At 76.0% G+C, this 18,328-nt stretch carries 17 protein-coding genes; 10 read left to right on the top strand and 7 right to left on the bottom strand.

Annotation, left to right across the window (positions count from 1 at the left end; all coding sequences use genetic code 11):
• Positions 1-7: 7 nt before the first annotated feature.
• From IE332_RS11090 to IE332_RS11075, 4 genes are all read right to left on the bottom strand, one after another.
• Complete coding sequence (locus IE332_RS11090; RefSeq protein ID WP_189915616.1) at positions 8-1,027, bottom strand: NAD-dependent epimerase/dehydratase family protein; 1,020 nt, start codon at positions 1,025-1,027, stop codon at positions 8-10.
• 144 nt (positions 1,028-1,171) lie between these two features.
• Positions 1,172-2,272, bottom strand: coding sequence for a hypothetical protein (locus tag IE332_RS11085; RefSeq protein ID WP_189915615.1), 1,101 nt, complete (start codon positions 2,270-2,272; stop codon positions 1,172-1,174).
• A complete protein-coding gene (locus IE332_RS11080; RefSeq protein ID WP_189915614.1) occupies positions 2,272-3,945 on the bottom strand; it encodes a DUF3492 domain-containing protein in 1,674 nt (557 codons plus the stop codon). The genes IE332_RS11085 and IE332_RS11080 overlap by 1 nt, the downstream gene beginning before the upstream one ends.
• A 438-nt stretch (positions 3,946-4,383) precedes the next feature.
• Positions 4,384-5,286, bottom strand: a complete 903-nt coding sequence (locus IE332_RS11075; RefSeq protein ID WP_189915613.1) for an alpha/beta fold hydrolase — start codon at positions 5,284-5,286, stop codon at positions 4,384-4,386.
• Between the two features lie 218 nt (positions 5,287-5,504).
• On the opposite strand from IE332_RS11075, the gene IE332_RS11070 reads away from it, so the two are divergent.
• From IE332_RS11070 to IE332_RS11060, 3 genes are all read left to right on the top strand, one after another.
• On the top strand, positions 5,505-6,164 hold the full coding sequence (locus IE332_RS11070) for a TetR/AcrR family transcriptional regulator (protein ID WP_189915612.1): 660 nt from the start codon (positions 5,505-5,507) through the stop codon (positions 6,162-6,164).
• A gap of 130 nt (positions 6,165-6,294) precedes the next feature.
• A complete protein-coding gene (locus IE332_RS11065; RefSeq protein ID WP_189915611.1) occupies positions 6,295-6,522 on the top strand; it encodes a DUF3107 domain-containing protein in 228 nt (75 codons plus the stop codon).
• Between the two features lie 140 nt (positions 6,523-6,662).
• Positions 6,663-6,989, top strand: a complete 327-nt coding sequence (locus IE332_RS11060) for a hypothetical protein (protein WP_189915610.1) — start codon at positions 6,663-6,665, stop codon at positions 6,987-6,989.
• Between the two features lie 18 nt (positions 6,990-7,007).
• On the opposite strand, the gene IE332_RS11055 is transcribed toward IE332_RS11060, so the two are convergent.
• A complete protein-coding gene (locus IE332_RS11055; RefSeq protein WP_189915609.1) occupies positions 7,008-7,739 on the bottom strand; it encodes a ferritin-like fold-containing protein in 732 nt (243 codons plus the stop codon).
• Between the two features lie 696 nt (positions 7,740-8,435).
• Here IE332_RS11055 and IE332_RS11050 point away from each other — a divergent pair.
• From IE332_RS11050 to IE332_RS11030, 5 genes are all read left to right on the top strand, one after another.
• Entirely contained in the window at positions 8,436-10,526 is a 2,091-nt protein-coding gene (locus IE332_RS11050; protein ID WP_189915608.1) for a DEAD/DEAH box helicase, read from the top strand.
• 398 nt (positions 10,527-10,924) lie between these two features.
• A complete protein-coding gene (locus IE332_RS11045; RefSeq protein ID WP_189915607.1) occupies positions 10,925-11,800 on the top strand; it encodes an alpha/beta fold hydrolase in 876 nt (291 codons plus the stop codon).
• A 414-nt stretch (positions 11,801-12,214) separates the two neighbouring features.
• Positions 12,215-12,361 carry a DUF8834 family protein gene (locus tag IE332_RS11040; RefSeq protein ID WP_502893081.1) on the top strand — a complete coding sequence of 49 codons (147 nt, stop codon included), beginning with the start codon at positions 12,215-12,217 and terminating at the stop codon, positions 12,359-12,361.
• Between the two features lie 307 nt (positions 12,362-12,668).
• Positions 12,669-13,307: a DUF6758 family protein gene (locus tag IE332_RS11035; RefSeq protein ID WP_189915606.1), complete on the top strand. Its 639-nt coding sequence runs from the start codon at positions 12,669-12,671 to the stop codon at positions 13,305-13,307.
• A gap of 94 nt (positions 13,308-13,401) precedes the next feature.
• On the top strand, positions 13,402-14,262 hold the full coding sequence (locus tag IE332_RS11030; protein ID WP_189915605.1) for a PHP domain-containing protein: 861 nt from the start codon (positions 13,402-13,404) through the stop codon (positions 14,260-14,262).
• A gap of 142 nt (positions 14,263-14,404) precedes the next feature.
• Here the strand turns inward: IE332_RS11030 and IE332_RS11025 are convergent, their stop codons facing one another.
• The gene (locus IE332_RS11025) at positions 14,405-15,046 is read right to left on the bottom strand and encodes a suppressor of fused domain protein (RefSeq protein ID WP_189915604.1); all 642 of its coding nucleotides are present in this window, start codon (positions 15,044-15,046) and stop codon (positions 14,405-14,407) included.
• A gap of 429 nt (positions 15,047-15,475) precedes the next feature.
• Between IE332_RS11025 and corA the strand changes: the two genes are divergently transcribed.
• Positions 15,476-16,597: a magnesium/cobalt transporter CorA gene (corA, locus tag IE332_RS11020; RefSeq protein ID WP_189915603.1), complete on the top strand. Its 1,122-nt coding sequence runs from the start codon at positions 15,476-15,478 to the stop codon at positions 16,595-16,597.
• A gap of 67 nt (positions 16,598-16,664) precedes the next feature.
• Here the strand turns inward: corA and IE332_RS11015 are convergent, their stop codons facing one another.
• Positions 16,665-17,639, bottom strand: a complete 975-nt coding sequence (locus tag IE332_RS11015) for a DMT family transporter (RefSeq protein ID WP_189915602.1) — start codon at positions 17,637-17,639, stop codon at positions 16,665-16,667.
• A gap of 94 nt (positions 17,640-17,733) precedes the next feature.
• Between IE332_RS11015 and IE332_RS11010 the strand changes: the two genes are divergently transcribed.
• Complete coding sequence (locus IE332_RS11010) at positions 17,734-18,273, top strand: hypothetical protein (RefSeq protein ID WP_189915601.1); 540 nt, start codon at positions 17,734-17,736, stop codon at positions 18,271-18,273.
• The last annotated feature ends 55 nt before the right edge of the window (positions 18,274-18,328 follow it).

Genomic DNA, 18,328 nt, shown 5'->3' with positions numbered 1-18,328 from the left:
AGCGGACTCAGACCCGGCAGGCCGTCTCCAGCCAGACGTCCCCCAGCGACTCCTCCAGCGGCACCTGCGTCCGCCATCCGAGACGGTCCCTGGCGGTGCGCACGTCCGCCTGCCGCCACGGCACCGGCTCGCCCGGCACCGCCCGGCCCTCCGGCCGCTGGCCCTCCGCGCGGTGCCCGGGCAGGTGGCCCGGCAGGTACTGGCCGGGCGGGTGGTGGTGGCCGGGAAGATGGTCGCCGACCGGCCCGCCGACCTGCGCGGGCAGCAGGACCTGCCGGTTCTCCTCGACGATCGACCCCTCGAAGCCCGAGGCCCGCACCAGCAGCTGGGCCGCGTCCCGGGCCCGGACGGCGTGCCCGCTGCCGATGTTGACCACCCCGGTGGCGGCCGACACCGCCGCCGCCTGGATGGCCCGCGCGACGTCCCGGACGTCGACGAAATCCCGGTATCCGGACAGGTCCGGCATCCGCACCTGGTGCTCGTCCCGCTCCAGCGCCCGCCGCAGGCCCTCCGCCAGCCGCCCGAACAGCGAGGCCGTCGGCGCCCCCGGCCCCACCACGTCGAAGACCCGCAGCACCGCCGCGTCCAGCCCGGAGGCCAGCACCAGCTCCGTCCCGGCCAGCTTGGACACCCCGTACGGGCCGACCGGCCGCGGCTCGGCCTGCTCCGAGACCGGCACCCCGCCGGGCACCGGCCCGTACTCGGCGGCCGAGCCGACGTGCACCAGCCGGGCCGGCTCCCGGCTGCGCCGGATCGCCTCGCAGACCGTGGCGACGGCCAGCGTGTTCGACCGGATCAGGGTGCGCGAGCTGCCGTAGGTGGCGCCCGCGCAGTTGATCACCACCTGCGGCGCGACCGCGTCCAGGAAGCGGGCCAGCGCGCCCGGGCTCCCGGTGGTCAGGTCGAAGCGGATGTCGGCCGAGTCGCGCCGGCCGAGCACCGTCACCTGCAACTCCTGGTCCATCAGCAGACGGTCGGTGACCCGGCGGCCGATGAAGCCGTCGGCGCCCAGCAGCAGCACCCTCATCGGGGGCGTCCTTCCACGAAGCTAGGTCGGGGACGACCTGGCGGACTGAAATCAACGAACGGACGAAACGGGGCCGGCGGCGGCCCGCACCGGGGCGGACCGCACGGGAGCGCGGACCGCACGGGACGGATCGCGCGCGGCGGATCAGCGGTGCGAGCCGGCCCGGCCCAGCACCGCCCCGGCGTACGCCAGCAGCGCCGCCGCGACGGCACCGCCGCCGAGCAGGAGGGCCGACGGCAGCGGCCGGCCCAGGACGAGCAGCCCGAGCGTCGCGGCGGCCCCGGCCGGCGCGCCCAGCGCCGCGGCCCCGGGCCGGCCGCAGCGCGCCAGCAGCGCGGGCAGCACCAGCAGCAGGCCCAGCACGCCCTGCGCCGCCCACGGCACCGGGCCGGCCCGCTCGGCCGCCAGGTGCAGCAGCCCGCCGCCGTGGCCCGGCCCGGGGCGCGGCGCGACCACGGCCGACACCGCCAGCGCGGCGAAGCTCAGCGCCCCGAGCACCGCCAGGTGCAGGGCGACCGCGACCGGCAGCACCGGCCGCATCCGGGAGCGGAACTCGGCCAGGGTCGCCGCCGCGCCCAGGTGCCCGTGGCCGACCTGCCGGTACCAGCGGGCGGCGCGCTCGGCGGACCCGGCCGACACCGCCGCCGCCAGCGCCAGCGCGACGGCCGTCGACCGGTCCCCGCCCGGCGCGGCCAGCGGGAGCAGCAGCAGCGCGGCCAGCCCCAGCCCGTACCCCAACGCGGCCGGGCGCCACCGGGAGCCGGCGGGCCACCGCGGCGGCGGCACCGGCCCGAGCGGGTCCGCCGGGCGGCGCGGCAGGACGAACGGCGGGACGAACGGCGGGAAGGACCCGGCCGGCGGCGCGGTCAGCACCGGCAGCAGCACCAGCGGCACCGCGGCGGGCAGCAGCACCGGCCAGCGGGCACCGAGCGCGGCCACCCCCGCGCAGGGCAGCACGGCCAGCGCGGCGGCGGTCAGCGCGGCCCGGGCGGCGGCCCCGCGCCGCCGCGGCCCGACCGGCCCGGGCGGCGGCGGACGGCGGGGCACCCGGGCGTACAGCTCCTCGGCGAGCGAGAACAGGTCGGCGTGCCGGCAGCGGGCGGCGGCGTCCGGGCCGAGCCCGGCCTCCTCCAGCCCGGCGGCGATCTCCAGCGGGTCGACGGCGCGCTCGCACAGCTCCCGGTGCTCGGCCATCACCTCGCGCACCGGGTCCGCGCTGCCGCCGAGCGAGGCGGTGCCGGACATCAGACCGCCTCCGCGAGTTCGGCGGGGCCCCGGGCGCCGGCGGTGTCGCCGCCGCCGTCCTCCGGGGCGCCGGCCCGGCCGTCCGCCAGCCAGTACTCGGCGGGCCGGGCGAACGGGCGCGGCGCCGGGCCGCCCTCGCCGCCGCCCCCGCCGTCCGGGAAGGCCGGGTACTGCGAGACCAGCTCCAGGTAGATCTCCCGGAAGGCACCGGTCACCCGCTCGACGCCGAAGCGTTCCTGCGCCCGCAGCCGCCCGGCCAGCCCGAGCCGGGCCCGCCGCTCCTCGTCGCGCAGCAGCGCCAGGCAGGCACCGGCGAGGGCGCCCGGGTCACGGGCGGGCACCAGCAGCCCGGTCGGCCCGACCACCTCGCGGGCCACCCCGACGTCGGTGGACACCACCGCCCGGCCGCTGAGCATCGCGTCCGCGAGCAGCCGCGGGCGGCGCTGGGAGAGCGCCGAGAAGACCGCCACCGTGCCGGCCTCCCAGACCTCGGCGAGCGCGGCGGGACGCCCGGCGAAATCCACCGCCGGGGCCACCCCCAGCCGCTCCGCCACCGCCGCGCAGTGCGCCCGGTAGCCGGGCGCCGTCTCCTCGCCGTACAGCACCAGCCGGGCGCCCGGAAGTTCGGCGCGGACCCGGGCGAAGGCGTGCAGCACCAGCTCCGGGTCCCGGCCGGGCTCCAGCGCGCCCGCCCACACCAGGGTCGGCACGGCCGGCTCCGGGCCGGCGGCCGGGCGCTCCACCGCCGTCGTCCCCTCGTACACCACCCGGGTGCGCGCCGGGTCGGCCCCGCAGCGGCGCTGCCACTGCTGGTCGTGGACGCTGCCGGGGGTCAGCACGGCGGCCTGCCGGTAGGTCTCCCCGGTGAGCGCCCGGAAGAAGGACAGCAGCAGCGCCCGCACCGGCCACCGGTACGGCGCCTCGTGGCCCGCCCACTGCCGCCGGTCGTCGCCCGTCGGCCGCTCCTTGCTCCCGGCACCGGCGCGCCCGTCGGCTCGGGGCGGGTGGCCGAGGTACTGCTCGCGCAGGTGCAGGCCGTGCTCGGTGACCACGAACGGCACCCCGTGCAGTTGCCTGGCCACCAGGGCGGGCAGCGCGGCGGGCCCGCCGCCGACCACGTGGCACAGGTCCGCCGCGCCGAGGCCGCCCGGGCCGGTGCCGTACCAGGGCGCGGACAGCGGCCGCAGGCACTGCTCCAGCAGGTCGGCCGCGACCAGCACGTCGCGCACCAGCGGCTGCCCGGCCGAGGTGTCCGCGCCGGGCAGCCGCCAGGTCCGCTCCAGGATCCGGCGGGCGTGCGCGGAGGCCAGGAAGGCGGGCAGGGCGCCGTCCTCCCGGGCCGACGCCGCCAGCCGGTACAGCCCCGGCCCGAACCCGGCCCGCTCCCCCGGCAGCACCAGCGCCCGCACCAGCTCCTCGTACGCCCCGGCGTACCGGCGTCTGCGCAGCGCGCCCGGCGCCCGGCCGCCCGGCCGGCGCCCCCAGAGCGCCGTCTCCCGCACCGCGCGCCAGACCGGCGACGGCCGCGCCCCGGCCGTCGGTCCCTGCGGTCCGGTCAGCAGGTACAGCTCGAAGTCGTGCTCCGGGAGGCCCTCGGCCAGCCGGTCGCACCAGCCTCCGGCGCCACGCGGGGGATGCGGACGGGCACCCTCGGTGAGCAGGGCAACGCGCACGGGAGACCTCCAGGACAGAGCGGATCCACGGGCGGATCACGGACGGGATCGACGGACGGCCGAGCGGCCCGGACGGTGGCCGGGGCCCGCCCGGCGGGGACGGCCGGGGAGTGCGTCGGCCGGGCCCGCGCCGCGGCACCCCGTGCGGCGGTCCGACGGCCCGGGCGCGGCCGCGCCGCGTTCCGTACCCCCGGGCGACCGCCCGCTCCGGCGGCCGGGCCCGGCCCGCCGGGGCCTCCGGCGGCACGGCTCCCCCACACCTGTTCGGTCCGACAGCAGAAAGGTAGGACCGGCCCCGGGCAATCCATCGGTCACATGCCTGGCTGCCACCTGAACGAGTGAACCGCCGTGACCTCGGCCCCGACCGGGCCGTTACCGGGCGCTACCCGCGGCCGCCCGTGCCGTCCGCGCTCCGCCGACCCCGACGACCCCGCCCGCTCAGCCCGCGGTGTGCGCGATCAGCTCCCGTACGGCGCGGGCGACCTCGTCGGGGTGCTCCATCATCGCCACGTGCCCGGAGTCCGGCAGCACCAGCAGCCGGGCGTCCGCGAAGGCCGCGCAGGCCCGGCGGGCCGAGCGGTAGGCGACCAGCTTGTCGCGCAGCCCGTACACCAGCAGCACCGGCGCCGCCACCTGCTCGGCCTGCCGCCACAGCGCCTGGTCGCCGCGCTCGGTGTACGCCGAGACGATGCCGCGGGCCGAGCCGACCAGCGCCGGCATCGCGTGCGGCACCTCCAGCCGGCGCCGGTACTCGGCGACCGCCTCGGCCCGGGCCACCGGACTCAGCCCGCTCGGGTCGCCGTAGACCAGCCGCAGCAGGTCCTCGGTGGCCGCCTCGACGTCCCGCCCGTTCGCGGCCAGCCGGCGCAGCACCGCCGGCACCCCGGGCACCGCGAGCAGGCCGGTCGGCCAGGCGGAGCGCTGCGGGGGCAGCTCGGGCAGGGCGGGCGAGACCAGCGTGAGGCTGCGCACCAGGTCCGGGCGGAGCGCGGCGAGCCGGACGGCGACGGCGCCGCCCAGGGAGTTGCCGAACAGGTGCACCGGGCCGCGGCCGGCCGCCTCCAGGTAGCCGATCACCGCGCGGACGTGTCCGGAGACGGTGAGGTTGCCGTCGGTGGGCGGGGCGGAACGGCCGAAGCCGGGCAGGTCCACGGCCTCGCCGTCGACCAGGCCGGAGAGCCGGTCCATCAGCGCCGTCCAGTTGGCGGCCGAGCCGCCGAGACCGTGCACGAAGAGGCCGGGCTCGCGCCCGTCGGCGACGCCGTCGGGAGCGGGGCGGTGCACCGCGAGCACCGCGCCGGGGACCTCGACCGTACGTACCTGCTGCTCAGCGCTGCTCATGGAGGACGATGGTAGTGAGCCCCGGCCCGCGGACCCCCGGCGGTCCGGCCGTTCCTTCCCCCGTCACACCACTGCCGATGCCGAGGTCAGCGCCGTATTGTGGGCTCCTGACAACCAGGCCGCCGTCTTTTCTCGCCCACGCCGAACGCGGGCGCGGTTACCGAAAAGTAGAATCGGCCACCTTGCCAGCCCCGAACAGACCCGAAGTGAGGAGCGCCGTGACGGCCATCCAGGAGGCGCAGGAGCGCCCGCGCGGTGCCCGCCTGCCGCGAAGCGCCCGCCGTGAACAACTGCTCGGTGCCGCCCAGGAGGTGTTCGTCGCGCAGGGCTACCACGCGGCCGCCATGGACGACATCGCCGACCGTGCCGGGGTCAGCAAGCCGGTGCTGTACCAGCACTTCCCCGGGAAGCTGGAGCTCTACCTGGCGCTGCTGGACAAGCACTGCGACGCCCTGGTCGAGTCGACCCGCGACGCCCTGTCGACCACCACCGACAACAAGCAGCGCGTGGCCAACACCATGGAGGCGTACTTCAACTACGTCTCCAGCGAGTCCGGCGCCTTCCGCCTGGTCTTCGAGTCGGACCTGACCAACGAGCCGGCCGTGCGCGAGCGGGTCGAGCGGGCCTCCGAGGCGAGCGCGACGCTGGTCAGCAAGGTGATCCAGGAGGACACCGACCTGCCCGAGGCCGAGTCCAAGCTGCTCGCCGCGGGCGTCTGCGGCCTGGCCCAGATCACCGCCCGCTACTGGCTCTCGCAGGGCCTGGAGATCCCCCGCGACGAGGCGGTCCGGCTGGTCGCCAGCCTGTCCTGGCGCGGCCTGAAGGGCTTCCCGATGCACCCCACCGACCAGCCCGGCGAGGGTGCCCACCAGGGGTGATCCGCCGACCTTCGTCTGCTCAGTGATCCGGTGCTCTATGGTGAAGCCGTACGGCGCGGTCGCCACGAACGCTTGTCCCAGGCGGTCCGGTGTCCGCGCGTAGAGGCTGCAACCCGGAGGGACGGAAGCCGTGGAGGTCAAGATCGGTGTGCAGAACGCACCGCGCGAGATCGTGATCGAGAGCTCGCAGACTGCCGATGAGGTCCAGGACGCGGTCGCGAAGGCCCTGGACGGCACGGAGAAGCTCTTCGCGCTGACCGACGAGCACGGCCGCCGCGTCATCGTCCCGGCCGAGCGCCTGGCATACGTGGAGATCGGCGAGCAGGCCGTCCGCAAGGTCGGCTTCGGCACCCTCTGAGGCGCCGCCCGCACAGTCACGACCGGTGCCCCGCCCCCTCACCGGGGAGCGGGGCACCGCTGCGTGTACGGCCGGGTGCGACTGGGTACGGCGACGAGTGCGGCGACGGAGCCGCAGCCCCGTCCCCCCGGGAGGCAGTCTTGCTGGTCGAGTCGATCGCCTTCGCCCTCGTCGGCCTGGTCACGGGCGCCACCGCGCTGCTCGCCCTGCCCTCGTACTTCCGGGCCGCCCGCGGCCTGACCCTCGGCACCGCGCTCGCGGCGGCCCTGGCCGGCGGCGCGGTGGCCCACTTCTGCCTGGACGGGCACTACCCCGCGGCCTCGGTCGCGGCCGCCGCGCTGGCCTCGGGCGTGCTCACCTCGCTGCTGGCCCGGCCCGACCTGGCCGCCGGGCGGGCCCCGGCGCACCGGCACCACCCGCACCGGGCCGGCGCCCACCGCGCACCGCGGCGGCACCGGCCCGCGTGACGCGGTCGATCAGCTCGATCAGCTGGCCAGGCCCAGGGCGGCCATCCGCCTGGTGTGCGCCTCGGTGATCCGGTTGAACATCTTGCCGACCTCGACCAGGTCGAAGCCCTGCACCCGGACCCCGCCGACCAGCAGGTTGGACAGCGCGTCACGCTCCGCGACCACGCGCTGCGCCTGGCTGAGCGCCTCGCCCATCAGCCGCCGGCCCCACAGCGCCAGCCGGCCGCCCGACCGCGGGTCGGCCTCGATCGCCTCACGGACCTTGTCCACCGCGAACTGCGCGTGCCCGGTGTCGGACATGACGCCCAGCACCAGGTCACGGGTGTCGTCGTCCAGCCGGACCGCCACCTCGCGGTAGAAGTCGGTCGCGATGGCGTCGCCGACGTACGCCTTGACCAGGCCCTCCAGCCAGTCCGAGGGCGCCGTCATCCGGTGGAACAGCTCCAGCGGCTCGACGAACGGCCGCATCGCCTCCTGCGGATCGGCACCGACCTCGGCCAGCCGGTCGTGCAGGCGCTGGTAGTGCTGGAACTCGGCGGAGGCCATCCGGGCCAGCGCCGCCTTGTCGGCGAGGTCCGGCGCCAGTTTGGCGTCCTCGGCGAGCCGCTCGAAGGCGCTCAGCTCGCCGTACGCGAGCGCACCGAGCAGATCCAGCACCGCCGCCCGGTAGCCGGGGTCGGCCGAGCACGCGGCCCAGTCGCCGATCGAGCCGGGCTCGGCGTCGTCCTGCGTCTCACCTTGGGTCTCCATGACCTGCCAGCTTAGTCCCGTACGGCCCGCTCCCCCACCACCGGCCGTACCCCGGTGACCGGCCGGACCGGCCCGTCTCGCGGTGCTTGCCCGGGGCAATGTCAGACGCGTCACGTGTTCGAGTCGTCGCCTGACTGTATGGTGGTACGGAGCCCCGTCGTGCTCGCACGGAGTCACCGCCGTCTCGGTACCCCGCGCAAGCCCGCTCCCAAGCGGCACCGTCCAGCCGGACGTGTCCGCACCGGAGGCACGGGGACTCACGTACGCGGATGCCCGGTCGGAGAGCCGATCGGCTCCGACCATGGCTTGGACCTCAAGCCTTGGCACCGCATCAGTGGCCGAGCGAGGGCCGCCGAGACCACGCCCCCTGGCGAAGGTCCCGCGCAGGTCCCTCAAGGGAATCCTCCCCGACGCCGCCGGCGACGCGCCCCGCATCAGGGCAGCGCGCACCGGCCGGCCGCAGGGACCGGCGCGGTTGTGCGTCCGCGCAGCTGTCATCAGGGCCGCCCAGGCCCGTACGCAGCCGCGCGGCTGCCCGCCCGCCGCTCGCTCTCGGCCCCTCCACACGGAAGAGGCAGCACCCTGTCCACCACCGCTGAACCCATCAAGACGACCTTCCGGGACCTCGGGATCCTCCCGGAGACCGCCGAGGCGCTCGAGTCCGTCGGCATCGTCCATCCCTTCCCCATCCAGGAGATGACCCTCCCGGTCGCGCTGACCGGCCACGACGTCATCGGCCAGGCCAAGACCGGCACCGGCAAGACCCTCGGCTTCGGCCTCCCGCTGATCGAGCGGGCCATCGTGCGCGCCGACGTGGACGCCGGCCGCGCCACCGAGGAGCAGCTCTCCGACTTCCCGCAGGCGCTGATCGTCGTCCCGACCCGCGAGCTCTGCACCCAGGTCACCAACGACCTGCAGACCGCCGGCAAGGTGCGCAACGTGCGCGTCCTCGCCGTCTACGGCGGCCGGGCGTACGAGCCGCAGGTCGAGGCGCTCACGAAGGGCGTCGACATCGTGGTCGGCACCCCGGGCCGACTGCTCGACCTCGCCGGGCAGAAGAAGCTGAACCTGTCCAAGGTCCGCGCGCTGGTCCTCGACGAGGCCGACGAGATGCTCGACCTCGGCTTCCTGCCGGACGTCGAGAAGATCATCACCATGCTGCCGGCCAAGCGGCAGACCCTGCTGTTCTCGGCCACCATGCCGGGCCAGGTCATCAGCCTCGCCCGCCGGTACATGAGCCAGCCGACCCACATCCGGGCCACCGCCCCGGACGACACCGGCGCCACCGTCGCCAACACCGAGCAGCACATCTTCCGCGCCCACTCGCTGGACAAGGTCGAGATGGTCTCGCGCATCCTGCAGGCCGACGGCCGCGGACTCGCGATGATCTTCTGCCGCACCAAGCGCACCGCCGCCGACGTCTCCGACCAGCTGACCCAGCGCGGCTTCGCGGCCGGCGCGGTCCACGGCGACCTCGGCCAGGGCGCCCGCGAGCAGGCCCTGCGGGCCTTCCGCAACGGCAAGGTCGACGTGCTGGTCTGCACCGACGTGGCCGCCCGCGGCATCGACGTCGAGGGCGTCACGCACGTCATCAACTACCAGTGCCCCGAGGACGAGAAGACCTACCTCCACCGGATCGGCCGCACCGGCCGGGCCGGCGCCTCCGGCACCGCCGTCACCCTGGTCGACTGGGACGACATCCCGCGCTGGCAGCTGATCAACAAGGCGCTGGAGCTGTCGTTCAACGACCCGGAGGAGACCTACTCCACCTCGCCGCACCTGTACGAGCTGCTGAAGATCGCGCCGGGCACCAAGGGTGTCCTGCCGCGCTCGGAGCGCACCCGTGCCGGACTCAACGCCGAAGAGGTCGAGGACCTCGGCGAGACCGGCGGACGCGGCAGCCGTTCCGGCCGCTCCGACCGCGGCCGCGCCGGGCAGGGCAAGCCGGGCGGCCCGGGCCGTCCGGCCGCCGCCGCACCGGTCGAGACCGAGGAGAAGCCGCGCCGCACCCGTGAGCGCCGCCGCACCCGGCGGGGCTCGACGCTCGCCGAGGGCGAGGCCGCCGGCACCGTGGCCGAGACCGCCGTGGCGGCTCCGGCCCCGGCCGTCGAGGGCGCCGAGGGCGAGGCCGCGCCGCGTCGCCGCCGCCGCCGTTCGCGCGGCGCCGCGGGCGAGGCGGCCCCGGCCGTCGAGACCGCGACGGCCGACGTGACCGCCCCGATCGTCGAGGCCGCCCCGGTGGTCGAGGCCGCTCCGGCCGTCGTCGCCGAGGCGCCCGCGGAGGAGAAGCCCGCCGCCCGGACCCGTACCCGGACGCGCAAGCCGAAGGCGGAGGCCGTCGAGGCCGTCGCCGAGGCCGCGGTCACCGAGGCCGCGGTCACCGAGGCCGCGGTCGCGGCTCCGGTCGAGGCCCCGGCTGCGGCCGAGGCCCCGGTCGAGGAGAAGCCCGCCACCCGCACCCGGACCCGCAAGCCGAAGGCCGAGGTCGTCGAGGCCCCCGCCGAGGCGGCCGCCGAGAAGCCCGCCACCCGGACGCGGGCCCGGAAGCCGAAGGCGGAGGCCGCGGAGGCCGTCGCCGAGGCCGCGGTCACCGAGGCTCCGGCCGAGGCCGCCGCCGAGGAGAAGCCGGCCCCGCGCAAGCGGACCCGCACCCGCAAGGCCGCCGAGGCCGCCCCGGAGGCGCCGGAGGCCCCGGCCGCCGACGCCGCCGCCGAGGTCCCGGCCCCGCGCAAGCGCACCCGCGCCCGCAAGGCCGCCGCGACCGTCGAGGCGACCCCGGAGAGCTGACACCGGCGCACCACCACCCCCGAGGGGGCGAGCCAGGCCACCGGCCCGGCCCGCCCCCTCGGGCGTTCCCGCCCCGGGAACACCCGGCCCTCCCCGACCACCTGCCACAACCGGCAGGCACCACACCCCGGGCCGGACCGCGCGCCACCCGCCCCGAGCACAACCGAGCACCGACCGCACCCCGCCGGGTCCCCACCCCGCCGCACCGTCGGCAGACGCCACATGCCACACCGCCGGCGAGGCAGTGCCGCGCGGCCCTGACAGGCAACGGCGGGCGGCCGACCGCCTGGACCCGCCTGCCGTTCCCCCGCAGGGCCAGGGCCCGGGCGGCTGCCACGGGACGGCCTAAGCTCGGGGGCGTCGGGGAGTCGTAGGTAGGAGAGCAGGGAGAACAGGCCATGAGCACGCCGCCGTTTCTGAGGTTGCCCGGGTGTGCGCGGGCCGAGCGGGTGGTGACCGGGCGCGGGGAGTTCGCGGCGCTGCGGGCGGAGCCGGTGGGGGCCGTGCGGGGGTCGGCGCTGCTGGTGCCGGGGTTCACGGGCAGCAAGGAGGACTTCATCGGGCTGCTGGAGCCGTTGGCCGCGGCCGGGTACCGGGTGACCGCCGTGGACCAGCGGGGGCAGTACGAGACCGGCGGGCCGGACGACCCGGCCGCGTACGCGGTCGGCGAGCTGGGCGCGGACGTACGGGCGCTGACCGCGGCACTGGCGGCGGACGGCGGGCCGCTGCACCTGCTGGGGCACTCCTTCGGCGGCCAGGTGGTGCGGGAGGCGGTGCTCGCCGCCGCCGCGGACGGCCCGCTGCCGTGGCGCTCGCTGACCCTGATGTCGACCGGGCCGGGCGCGATCGACCCGGCCGAGGCAGCCCGCACCAAGCTGCTGGTGGACGCGCTGGGGATGATGGGCCTGGAGGAGATCTGGCAGGTCATGCGGCAGCTGGAGGCGGACAGCGGGCAGCCGCGGCCGAGCCTGGAGCCGGCCGTCGCCGAGTTCCTGCACCGCCGCTGGCTGGCCAATGTGCCGCGGGCGCTGTCCGTCACCGGTGCCCACCTGGTGGCCGCGCCGGACCGGGTGGACGAGCTGGCCGCGGTCACCGCCGGGCTGCCGGTGCTGGTGCTGTCGGGGGTGCGGGACTACGCCTGGCCGGTCCCGGAGCAGAGCGTGATGGCCGAGCGCCTGGGTGCCCGCCGGGTGGTGGTCGCGGACGCGGGGCACTCCCCCAACGCCGAGCAGCCGGCCGTGACCGCCGACGCTCTGGCCGCGTTCTGGGCCTGACCGGCACCCGACCCCGGGCCCGACCGGCCCTCGTCAAGCCCCCCACCTGGGCGTGGTCTGTACCACTCTTGGAACTTCGACCACCTTCAACACAGGACAAAAGTCGTTAGTTACGGTAATCTTTGATTCTGTCCGGGAATCATCGTCGGCCTCGACGCCGACGCGCATCACCCGAAACCTGGACTTCACGGATGGGCAACGGTCCGGTAGCACCACCGCGACACCGTGGTTCATGAGGCACTGGACGCACCAGGCAAGCAGGGGGAGCCCTTGCCGCAGCAGGCCGCCGAACGTACGACCCGGCCGGTCCGGCCGTTCCGCCGGACCCGCAAGACCCCGAAAGGGCTGATACCCACTCAGCCGCTATCGCCCCGCCCCGCGGGGCCAGGAAAGGAGACGCCCATGACGAAGACCATGCGCTTCGAGATCGTCCGACTGGACGACGCCAACGGCTCCGCCACCGACCGTCTGATCGCCGACGCCGCGACCGTCCGCGAGCACGTCCAGGCCGCCGCCCGTACCGGCGAACGCCTGCTCATCCGGCCGTGCCCGACCGTCTGACCCCGCGCGGCGGCTCCGACCGGGAGCCCCCACCCGCCGCAGACGAGCCGGGAGCGTCCGATCCGGACGTTCCGATACCCGACTGACGCCCCGTCACCGCGATCGCCGATGACGGGGCGTCAGTGCGTCCGGGGTCGGCGTCCGGACGTTTGCCGCCGCCCGTCACGGGACATTCCCCCAACGGGAACCGTCCGCGCCGCGCCCACCCGGCACCGGCCGGGCGTCCGCCACCGACAGGTTCCGCCGAGCCCTCCGTACGGGTGATCGTCCTTGACGCGGCGGTCCGGAGGGAGGAGCGTTGTCGGCTATGAGGGGCGAGCCAAGCTGCCCGAGGTGCGCCGGTCGGGTCCGCGCCCCCGGTCTGTTCTCCGACACCTGGCAGTGTGACCGGCACGGAGCGGTGCACCCGATGCAGCCCGTGCTGCCCCCGAGTGTCGAGGCCCTCGGCGTCGCCGTCGTCCGTTCGCAGGTCCCCGTCTGGCTGCCCTGGCCGCTCCCGGTCGGCTGGCTGTACACCGGGATCGCCCACGTCGGGGACGACGTCTCAGGGGCCAGGGCCACCGCCGTCGCCTGCTCCGGTCCGGCGCCGCTCGGCGGCTTCGGCGAGCTGGTACTGGTGGCCGAGGAGCTGGGGGTCGGGCTCGGCGCCCGCTACGCCGGGCTCCCCGGGCCGGACCCGGGGGACTCCGTCGGCCTCTACAAGCCCGCCGACGCCAAGCTGATGGCCGCCGGGCGCCCCACCCCGATGTTCCACGTGCCGGACGCCCCGGCCGACCGCGCGGTGTTCGTCGGCGAGGCCCGCGGACTGTGGCTCTGGGCGATCGCCTGGCCCGAGCAGTCCGCGCTGGTGATGTACGACGAGCTGGTGCTGACCGATCTGCGGGAGGCCGGTGCCGAACTGGACCTGCTGCCCTGCGGGGCGCTCTCCCCCCGGCTGCTCGGCTGACCCCCTGCGGCTGCCCGGCGGCTCGGCCGACCCCGGCCGGGCTCGCCCGGACGGCCTATCCTGGCGGCACCCACGAGCCCCCAGGAGCCGCCCCGTGCGCATCGACCTGCACGCCCACAGCAACGCCTCCGACGGCACCGACAGCCCGGCCGAGCTGGTCGCGGCGGCGGTCGCCGCGGGCCTCGACGTCGTGGCGCTCACCGACCACGACACCGTGGCCGGCCACGCCGAGGCCGCCGGGGCGGTGCACGCGCTGCCCGGGGGCACCCGGCTGACCGTCGTCCCGGGCGCCGAGCTGTCCTGCGTGGTGGACGGCGTCAGCATGCACCTGCTGGCGTACCTGTTCGACCCCGAGGAGCCGGAGTTCGCGGCCGAGCGGGAGCTGGTGCGCACCGACCGGTTCCGGCGCGGGCGGGCGATCGTCGAGCGCTGCCGGGAGCTCGGCGCGGACATCGACTGGGACCAGGTGCAACGGATCGCGGGCGCCGGCTCGGTCGGCCGGCCGCACATCGCCAGCGCGCTGGTCGAGGCGGGCGTGGTGGCCACCGTCTCGGACGCCTTCACCCCGCAGTGGCTGGCCAACGGCGGCCGGGCGGACGTCCGCAAGCACGAGACGGACCCGATCGAGGCGATCCGGCTGGTCCGGGCGGCCGGCGGGGTGCCGGTGTTCGCGCACCCCGGCGCGGTGAAGCGCGGCCGGACGGTCCCGGACGCGGTGATCGCCGAGCTCGCGGCGGCCGGGCTGGCCGCGCTGGAGGTCGACCACACCGACCACGACGAGGAGACCAGGGTGCGGCTGCGCGGTCTGGCCGGCGAGCTGGGCCTGCTGGTCACCGGCTCCAGCGACTACCACGGCACCCGCAAGACCGTCCGGCTCGGCGAGCACACCACCGACCCGGCGGTGTACGAGGCGCTGCTGGCGCAGGCCACCGGCGCGAAGCCGATCGAGCGCTGAGCGTACGGACCGCCGCGCTCCGGTGCGCGGGGCGCAGCGGGGGCGTGTGGGCGCACCCCGCACGCCCTGGCCGGTCCCGCTGAACGGGACCCGCCCACGACCTGCCTGAGCGGTCGTCAGCAAGGAACGCCGCCGGCCCCCGTCAGTCCAGCCGGACGCCCCGGCGCTCCGGATCGCGCAGGTCGGTGCCCTGGTTCAGCCAGCGCTCCTGGAGCGCGGCCGCGCCGTGCACCCGCTTCCAGCCCGCCTCGTTGGGCGTCATCGGCAGCAGCGGCAGGAAGCGGACCGGCTCGGCCGGCTCGGCCAGTTCCAGGTCCTCGACCAGACCGCCCGGTTCGGCGGCCAGCACCGAGGTGAAGGGCGCGCCGTCCCAGAGCGGGGCGCCGAGGTCCAGCGAACCGCCCGGGGCCACCACCAGGCCCTCGACCTGCGGGGTCGCGGCGAAGGTGGCCAGGCTGCGCAGGACGCCGTCGCGCCCGCCGCGCACGGTCAGCAGCAGTTCGACGCGCGGGCCGCGCAGCTGGTCGGCGACCGCGGCGGTCGGGTCGGCCATCGGCGCGGCGGCCATCCCGAGCGTGGCGTACCGCACCAGGCCCTCGGCGTCGGGGCCGAAGCGCAGCACCTCGATCCGGTCGGTGCCGAGGAAGGTGACCGCGGCGCGGCCGCTCGGTTCGCCGAAGGTGGCGATCAGCCGGGCCTCGACGGCGGCCAGCACCGCCTCCCGGGAGAGCTCCGGGGAGCTGCCGCCGTGGGGATCGCCGAAGAGCGGGAAGTCGTGGGCCATGCCGGTGAGCGTAACCCGCGGGGGCACGGGGGCCGCGTGCGGGCGTCCCGGAGGGTCGGCCCGTCAAGGACCAGTAAAGCCTGGGGAACCCCTCGGCGCCGATGGCCGGTCAGATGTTAGGGTGAGCGACTGGCCACCGGAATTCTTCCGTTCCGGGGCGGCGGCGCGAAGGAGGTGGTTGCGGTGGATACCGGCCGACCATGCAGTACCGGCAGCTCTGCCCGGCCCCGACTTCCCCGTACCCCGCGCCCCGCAGGCCCAATCGGCTGATTCAGCCGCGGTAGCCCCGGGCGCAGGCCCACGGCGGACGGACCGGCCGGGAGAGCACATCCATCCCCCTGTCACCGGTGTTCTTCGCCGTCGTACCGCGGCCGAACGTTTCTCCTTCCGCGCCGCCCTGCGACGGCTCCCTGCCCCTGGGAGCCTGCCATGTCGATGATCAACAGCCTGCGTGCCGCCGTCCGCACCAACCGCCGCCGCGGCGCGTCCGGGGTGTACGACGTCCTGCCCGAGGGCGCCGGCTCGGCGGTCGTCGACTGCGCGGTCTACCAGCACGGCAAGCGCAAGGGCGTGACCTGCAGCCCGCGCGAGGCCGCCCGCCGGGTCAAGGCCGAGCAGCAACTCCCGGAGGGCACCGGCTCGTTCAGCTGGATCGGGCTGCACGAGCCGACCGAGGCGGAGTTCGAGGGGATCGCCCAGCGCTTCGGGCTGCACCCGCTCGCGGTCGAGGACGCGGTGCACGCGCACCAGCGGCCCAAGGTCGAGCGCTACGACGACGTGCTGTTCGCCGTCTTCAAGACGATCCGCTACGTCGAGCACGACCAGCTCACGCCCACCAGCGAGGTGGTGGAGACCGGCGAACTGATGGTGTTCGCCGGGCGGGACTTCGTGATCACCGTCCGGCACGGCGGCCACGGCTCGCTCCAGGAGCTGCGCCACCGCCTGGAGGCCGACGCGGACGAGACCGGGCTGCTCGCCAAGGGCCCCGCAGCGGTGCTGCACGCGATCGCCGACCACGTGGTGGACAACTACCTGCTGGTCGCCGAGCGGCTGCAGAACGACGTGGACGAGATCGAGTACGGCGTCTTCTCGGCCAAGGGCGGCCGCAGCTCCGACGTCGGCCGGGTCTACCAACTCAAGCGCGAGGTCCTGGAGTTCAAGCGCGCCGTGGTACCGCTGCTGCGCCCGATGCAGCAGCTGTCCGAGCCGCTGCAGCGCCTGGTGGACCCGGACATCCAGAAGTACTTCCGGGACGTCGCCGACCACCTGGCCCGGGTCGCCGAGCAGGTGCACGGCTTCGACGAGCTGCTGAACTCGCTGCTGCAGGCCAACCTGGCGCAGGTCTCGGTGGCGCAGAACGAGGACATGCGCAAGATCACCGCCTGGGCGGCGATCTTCGCGGTGCCCACCATGATCACCGGCGTCTACGGCATGAACTTCGAGTACATGCCGGAGCTGCACCACAAGTACGGCTACCCGACGGTGCTCGGCGCGATCGTGCTGATCTGCGTCGGGATGTACCGGGGGTTCCGCCGCAACGGCTGGCTCTGACGGCTCCGGCGGCTCTGCGGGCTCTCACGCCGACCGCGGCAGGCGTCGGCGCCGACCGCGGCAGGCGTCAGCGCCGACCGCCGCGGGCGACCAGGACCAGCCCGAGCAGGATCACCACCACCGCCGGGTACGCGGCCGCCGGCGGCCACTGCCCCAGCCAGAGGGCCGCGATCAGCGCCGCCCCCGGGGTCTCCAGCAGGATCGCGGTGGAGGTGACCGACGGTCCGAGGGTGCGCACCACCCGGTTGCTAAGCGAGTGGCCGAGCAGCTGGGCGGCGACCATCAGCAGCACGATCTGCCACCACACCCCGGCCGGCCACCCGGCCAGCGGGGTCCCGGCGACCAGGCAGATGCCGAGCAGGACCACCGCCGTGGTGGCATAGCAGACCAGGGTGTACCCGGTGGTGCTGACGGTCTTGCGGACCTCGGCGCCCAGCAGCATGTACCCGGCCGCGGCCAGTCCGGCGGCCAGCGCGAGCGCGTCGCCGAGCAGCGCGCGGGGGGAGAGCGACAGGTCGACCCCGGTCAGCACCAGCACGCCGGCGAAGGCCACGACCGTGCCCAGCCAGACCATTCGGGGCGCCCGGACGCCCATCAGCCGCATCAGCAGGATGGTCCACAGCGGGGTGGTGGTGACCAGGGCGGTGGCCGAGGCCACCGAGGTCATCCGCAGGCTGGGCATCCACAGCGCGAAGTGGACGCCGAGCAGTGTCCCGGCGGCGATCGCGAGCAGCAACGCCCGGCGGCCGATCCCGCGCAGTTCGGCACGGTGGCGCAGCAGCGCGTACGGGCCGAGGACGCCCACCGACATGACGTTGCGCCAGAAGGCGATCGCCAGCGCGGGCGCGGCGGTGGCGCTGATCAGCGGGCCGGACAGCGAGATGCCGCCGATCGAGACGGCGAGCAGCAGCAGGTCGAGGGTGGGGAGCGGGTGCGTCGGGCGCGCGTCGGCGGCGGGTGCGGAAGCGGGGGCGGGGGCGGTCGCGGGCCGGGCGGCGGGCACGGCGCTCCTCTGCTGGTCGCGGTGGCTGGGGCGGCTCATACGGTAAGGCCCGTGGCGCGCCAATGGAACTGTCGCCCGGGGGCTGAGACGTCCGGCGGACGGGAAAGGGGCGGAAACCCGTACGCTGTCGGCCATGGACCGTACGCCCGCCGCCGCGCCCGCCGACGCCTTCCTCGACCAGGCCCTGCTGGAGGAGGCCGCGAAGAAGTCCGGTCTGCTCTGGGTGCGCGCGGACGGGCAGGAGCAGGCCCGGCCGCTGTGGCACGCCTGGCACGACGGCGCGGTCGTGGTGGTCGGCGAGGGCGGCGAGCAGCCGCTGCACGGTCTGACCCCCGGCGCCGGGGCCGTGGTGACCGTCCGCAGCAAGGACAAGGGCGGCCGGCTGACCGGCTGGAGCGCCCGGGTGGTCGAACTGCCGCCGGGCGGCGAGGCCTGGCTGGGCGCCGTCGAGGAGCTCAAGGGCAAGCGGCTGAACGCGCCCGACACCGACACGATCACCGAGCGCTGGGCCCGCGAGTGCCGGGTGCTGCGGCTGGAGCCCACCGGGCCGCTCACCGAGCACCCCGGCGCGATGCCGGACGGCTCGCACGCCGCCCAGCCGATGCCCACCGGGGCCACCACCCGCCGCCCGATCCCGGCCGGCCTGCCCAAACTGCTGTTCAAGCGCCGTTAAAGGTTCACGCCGAGGTCGCCGAGGACCGCTACGGTGCCTCGTCGGGCCGGGCTCC

Source organism: Kitasatospora xanthocidica (genome assembly GCF_014656195.1).
GTDB classification, from domain to species: Bacteria; Actinomycetota; Actinomycetes; order Streptomycetales; family Streptomycetaceae; genus Kitasatospora; species Kitasatospora xanthocidica.
The sequence above is the reverse complement of the archived record's forward strand: the minus strand, read 5'-3'. Positions and strand labels throughout refer to the sequence as shown.

Bases quoted from the DNA above. Each gene is read 5' to 3' on its own strand.
- IE332_RS11090 (WP_189915616.1), bottom strand. From the start codon at position 1,027: ATGAGGGTGCTGCTGCTGGGCGCCGACGGCTTCATCGGCCGCCGGGTC.
- IE332_RS11085 (WP_189915615.1), bottom strand. From the start codon at position 2,272: ATGTCCGGCACCGCCTCGCTCGGCGGCAGCGCGGACCCGGTGCGCGAG.
- IE332_RS11075 (WP_189915613.1), bottom strand. From the start codon at position 5,286: ATGAGCAGCGCTGAGCAGCAGGTACGTACGGTCGAGGTCCCCGGCGCG.
- IE332_RS11055 (WP_189915609.1), bottom strand. From the start codon at position 7,739: ATGGAGACCCAAGGTGAGACGCAGGACGACGCCGAGCCCGGCTCGATC.
- IE332_RS11050 (WP_189915608.1), top strand. From the start codon at position 8,436: ATGACCCTCCCGGTCGCGCTGACCGGCCACGACGTCATCGGCCAGGCC.
- IE332_RS11045 (WP_189915607.1), top strand. From the start codon at position 10,925: ATGAGCACGCCGCCGTTTCTGAGGTTGCCCGGGTGTGCGCGGGCCGAG.
- IE332_RS11040 (WP_502893081.1), top strand. From the start codon at position 12,215: ATGCGCTTCGAGATCGTCCGACTGGACGACGCCAACGGCTCCGCCACC.
- IE332_RS11035 (WP_189915606.1), top strand. From the start codon at position 12,669: ATGAGGGGCGAGCCAAGCTGCCCGAGGTGCGCCGGTCGGGTCCGCGCC.
- IE332_RS11025 (WP_189915604.1), bottom strand. From the start codon at position 15,046: ATGGCCCACGACTTCCCGCTCTTCGGCGATCCCCACGGCGGCAGCTCC.
- corA (WP_189915603.1), top strand. From the start codon at position 15,476: ATGTCGATGATCAACAGCCTGCGTGCCGCCGTCCGCACCAACCGCCGC.
- IE332_RS11015 (WP_189915602.1), bottom strand. From the start codon at position 17,639: ATGAGCCGCCCCAGCCACCGCGACCAGCAGAGGAGCGCCGTGCCCGCC.
- IE332_RS11010 (WP_189915601.1), top strand. From the start codon at position 17,734: ATGGACCGTACGCCCGCCGCCGCGCCCGCCGACGCCTTCCTCGACCAG.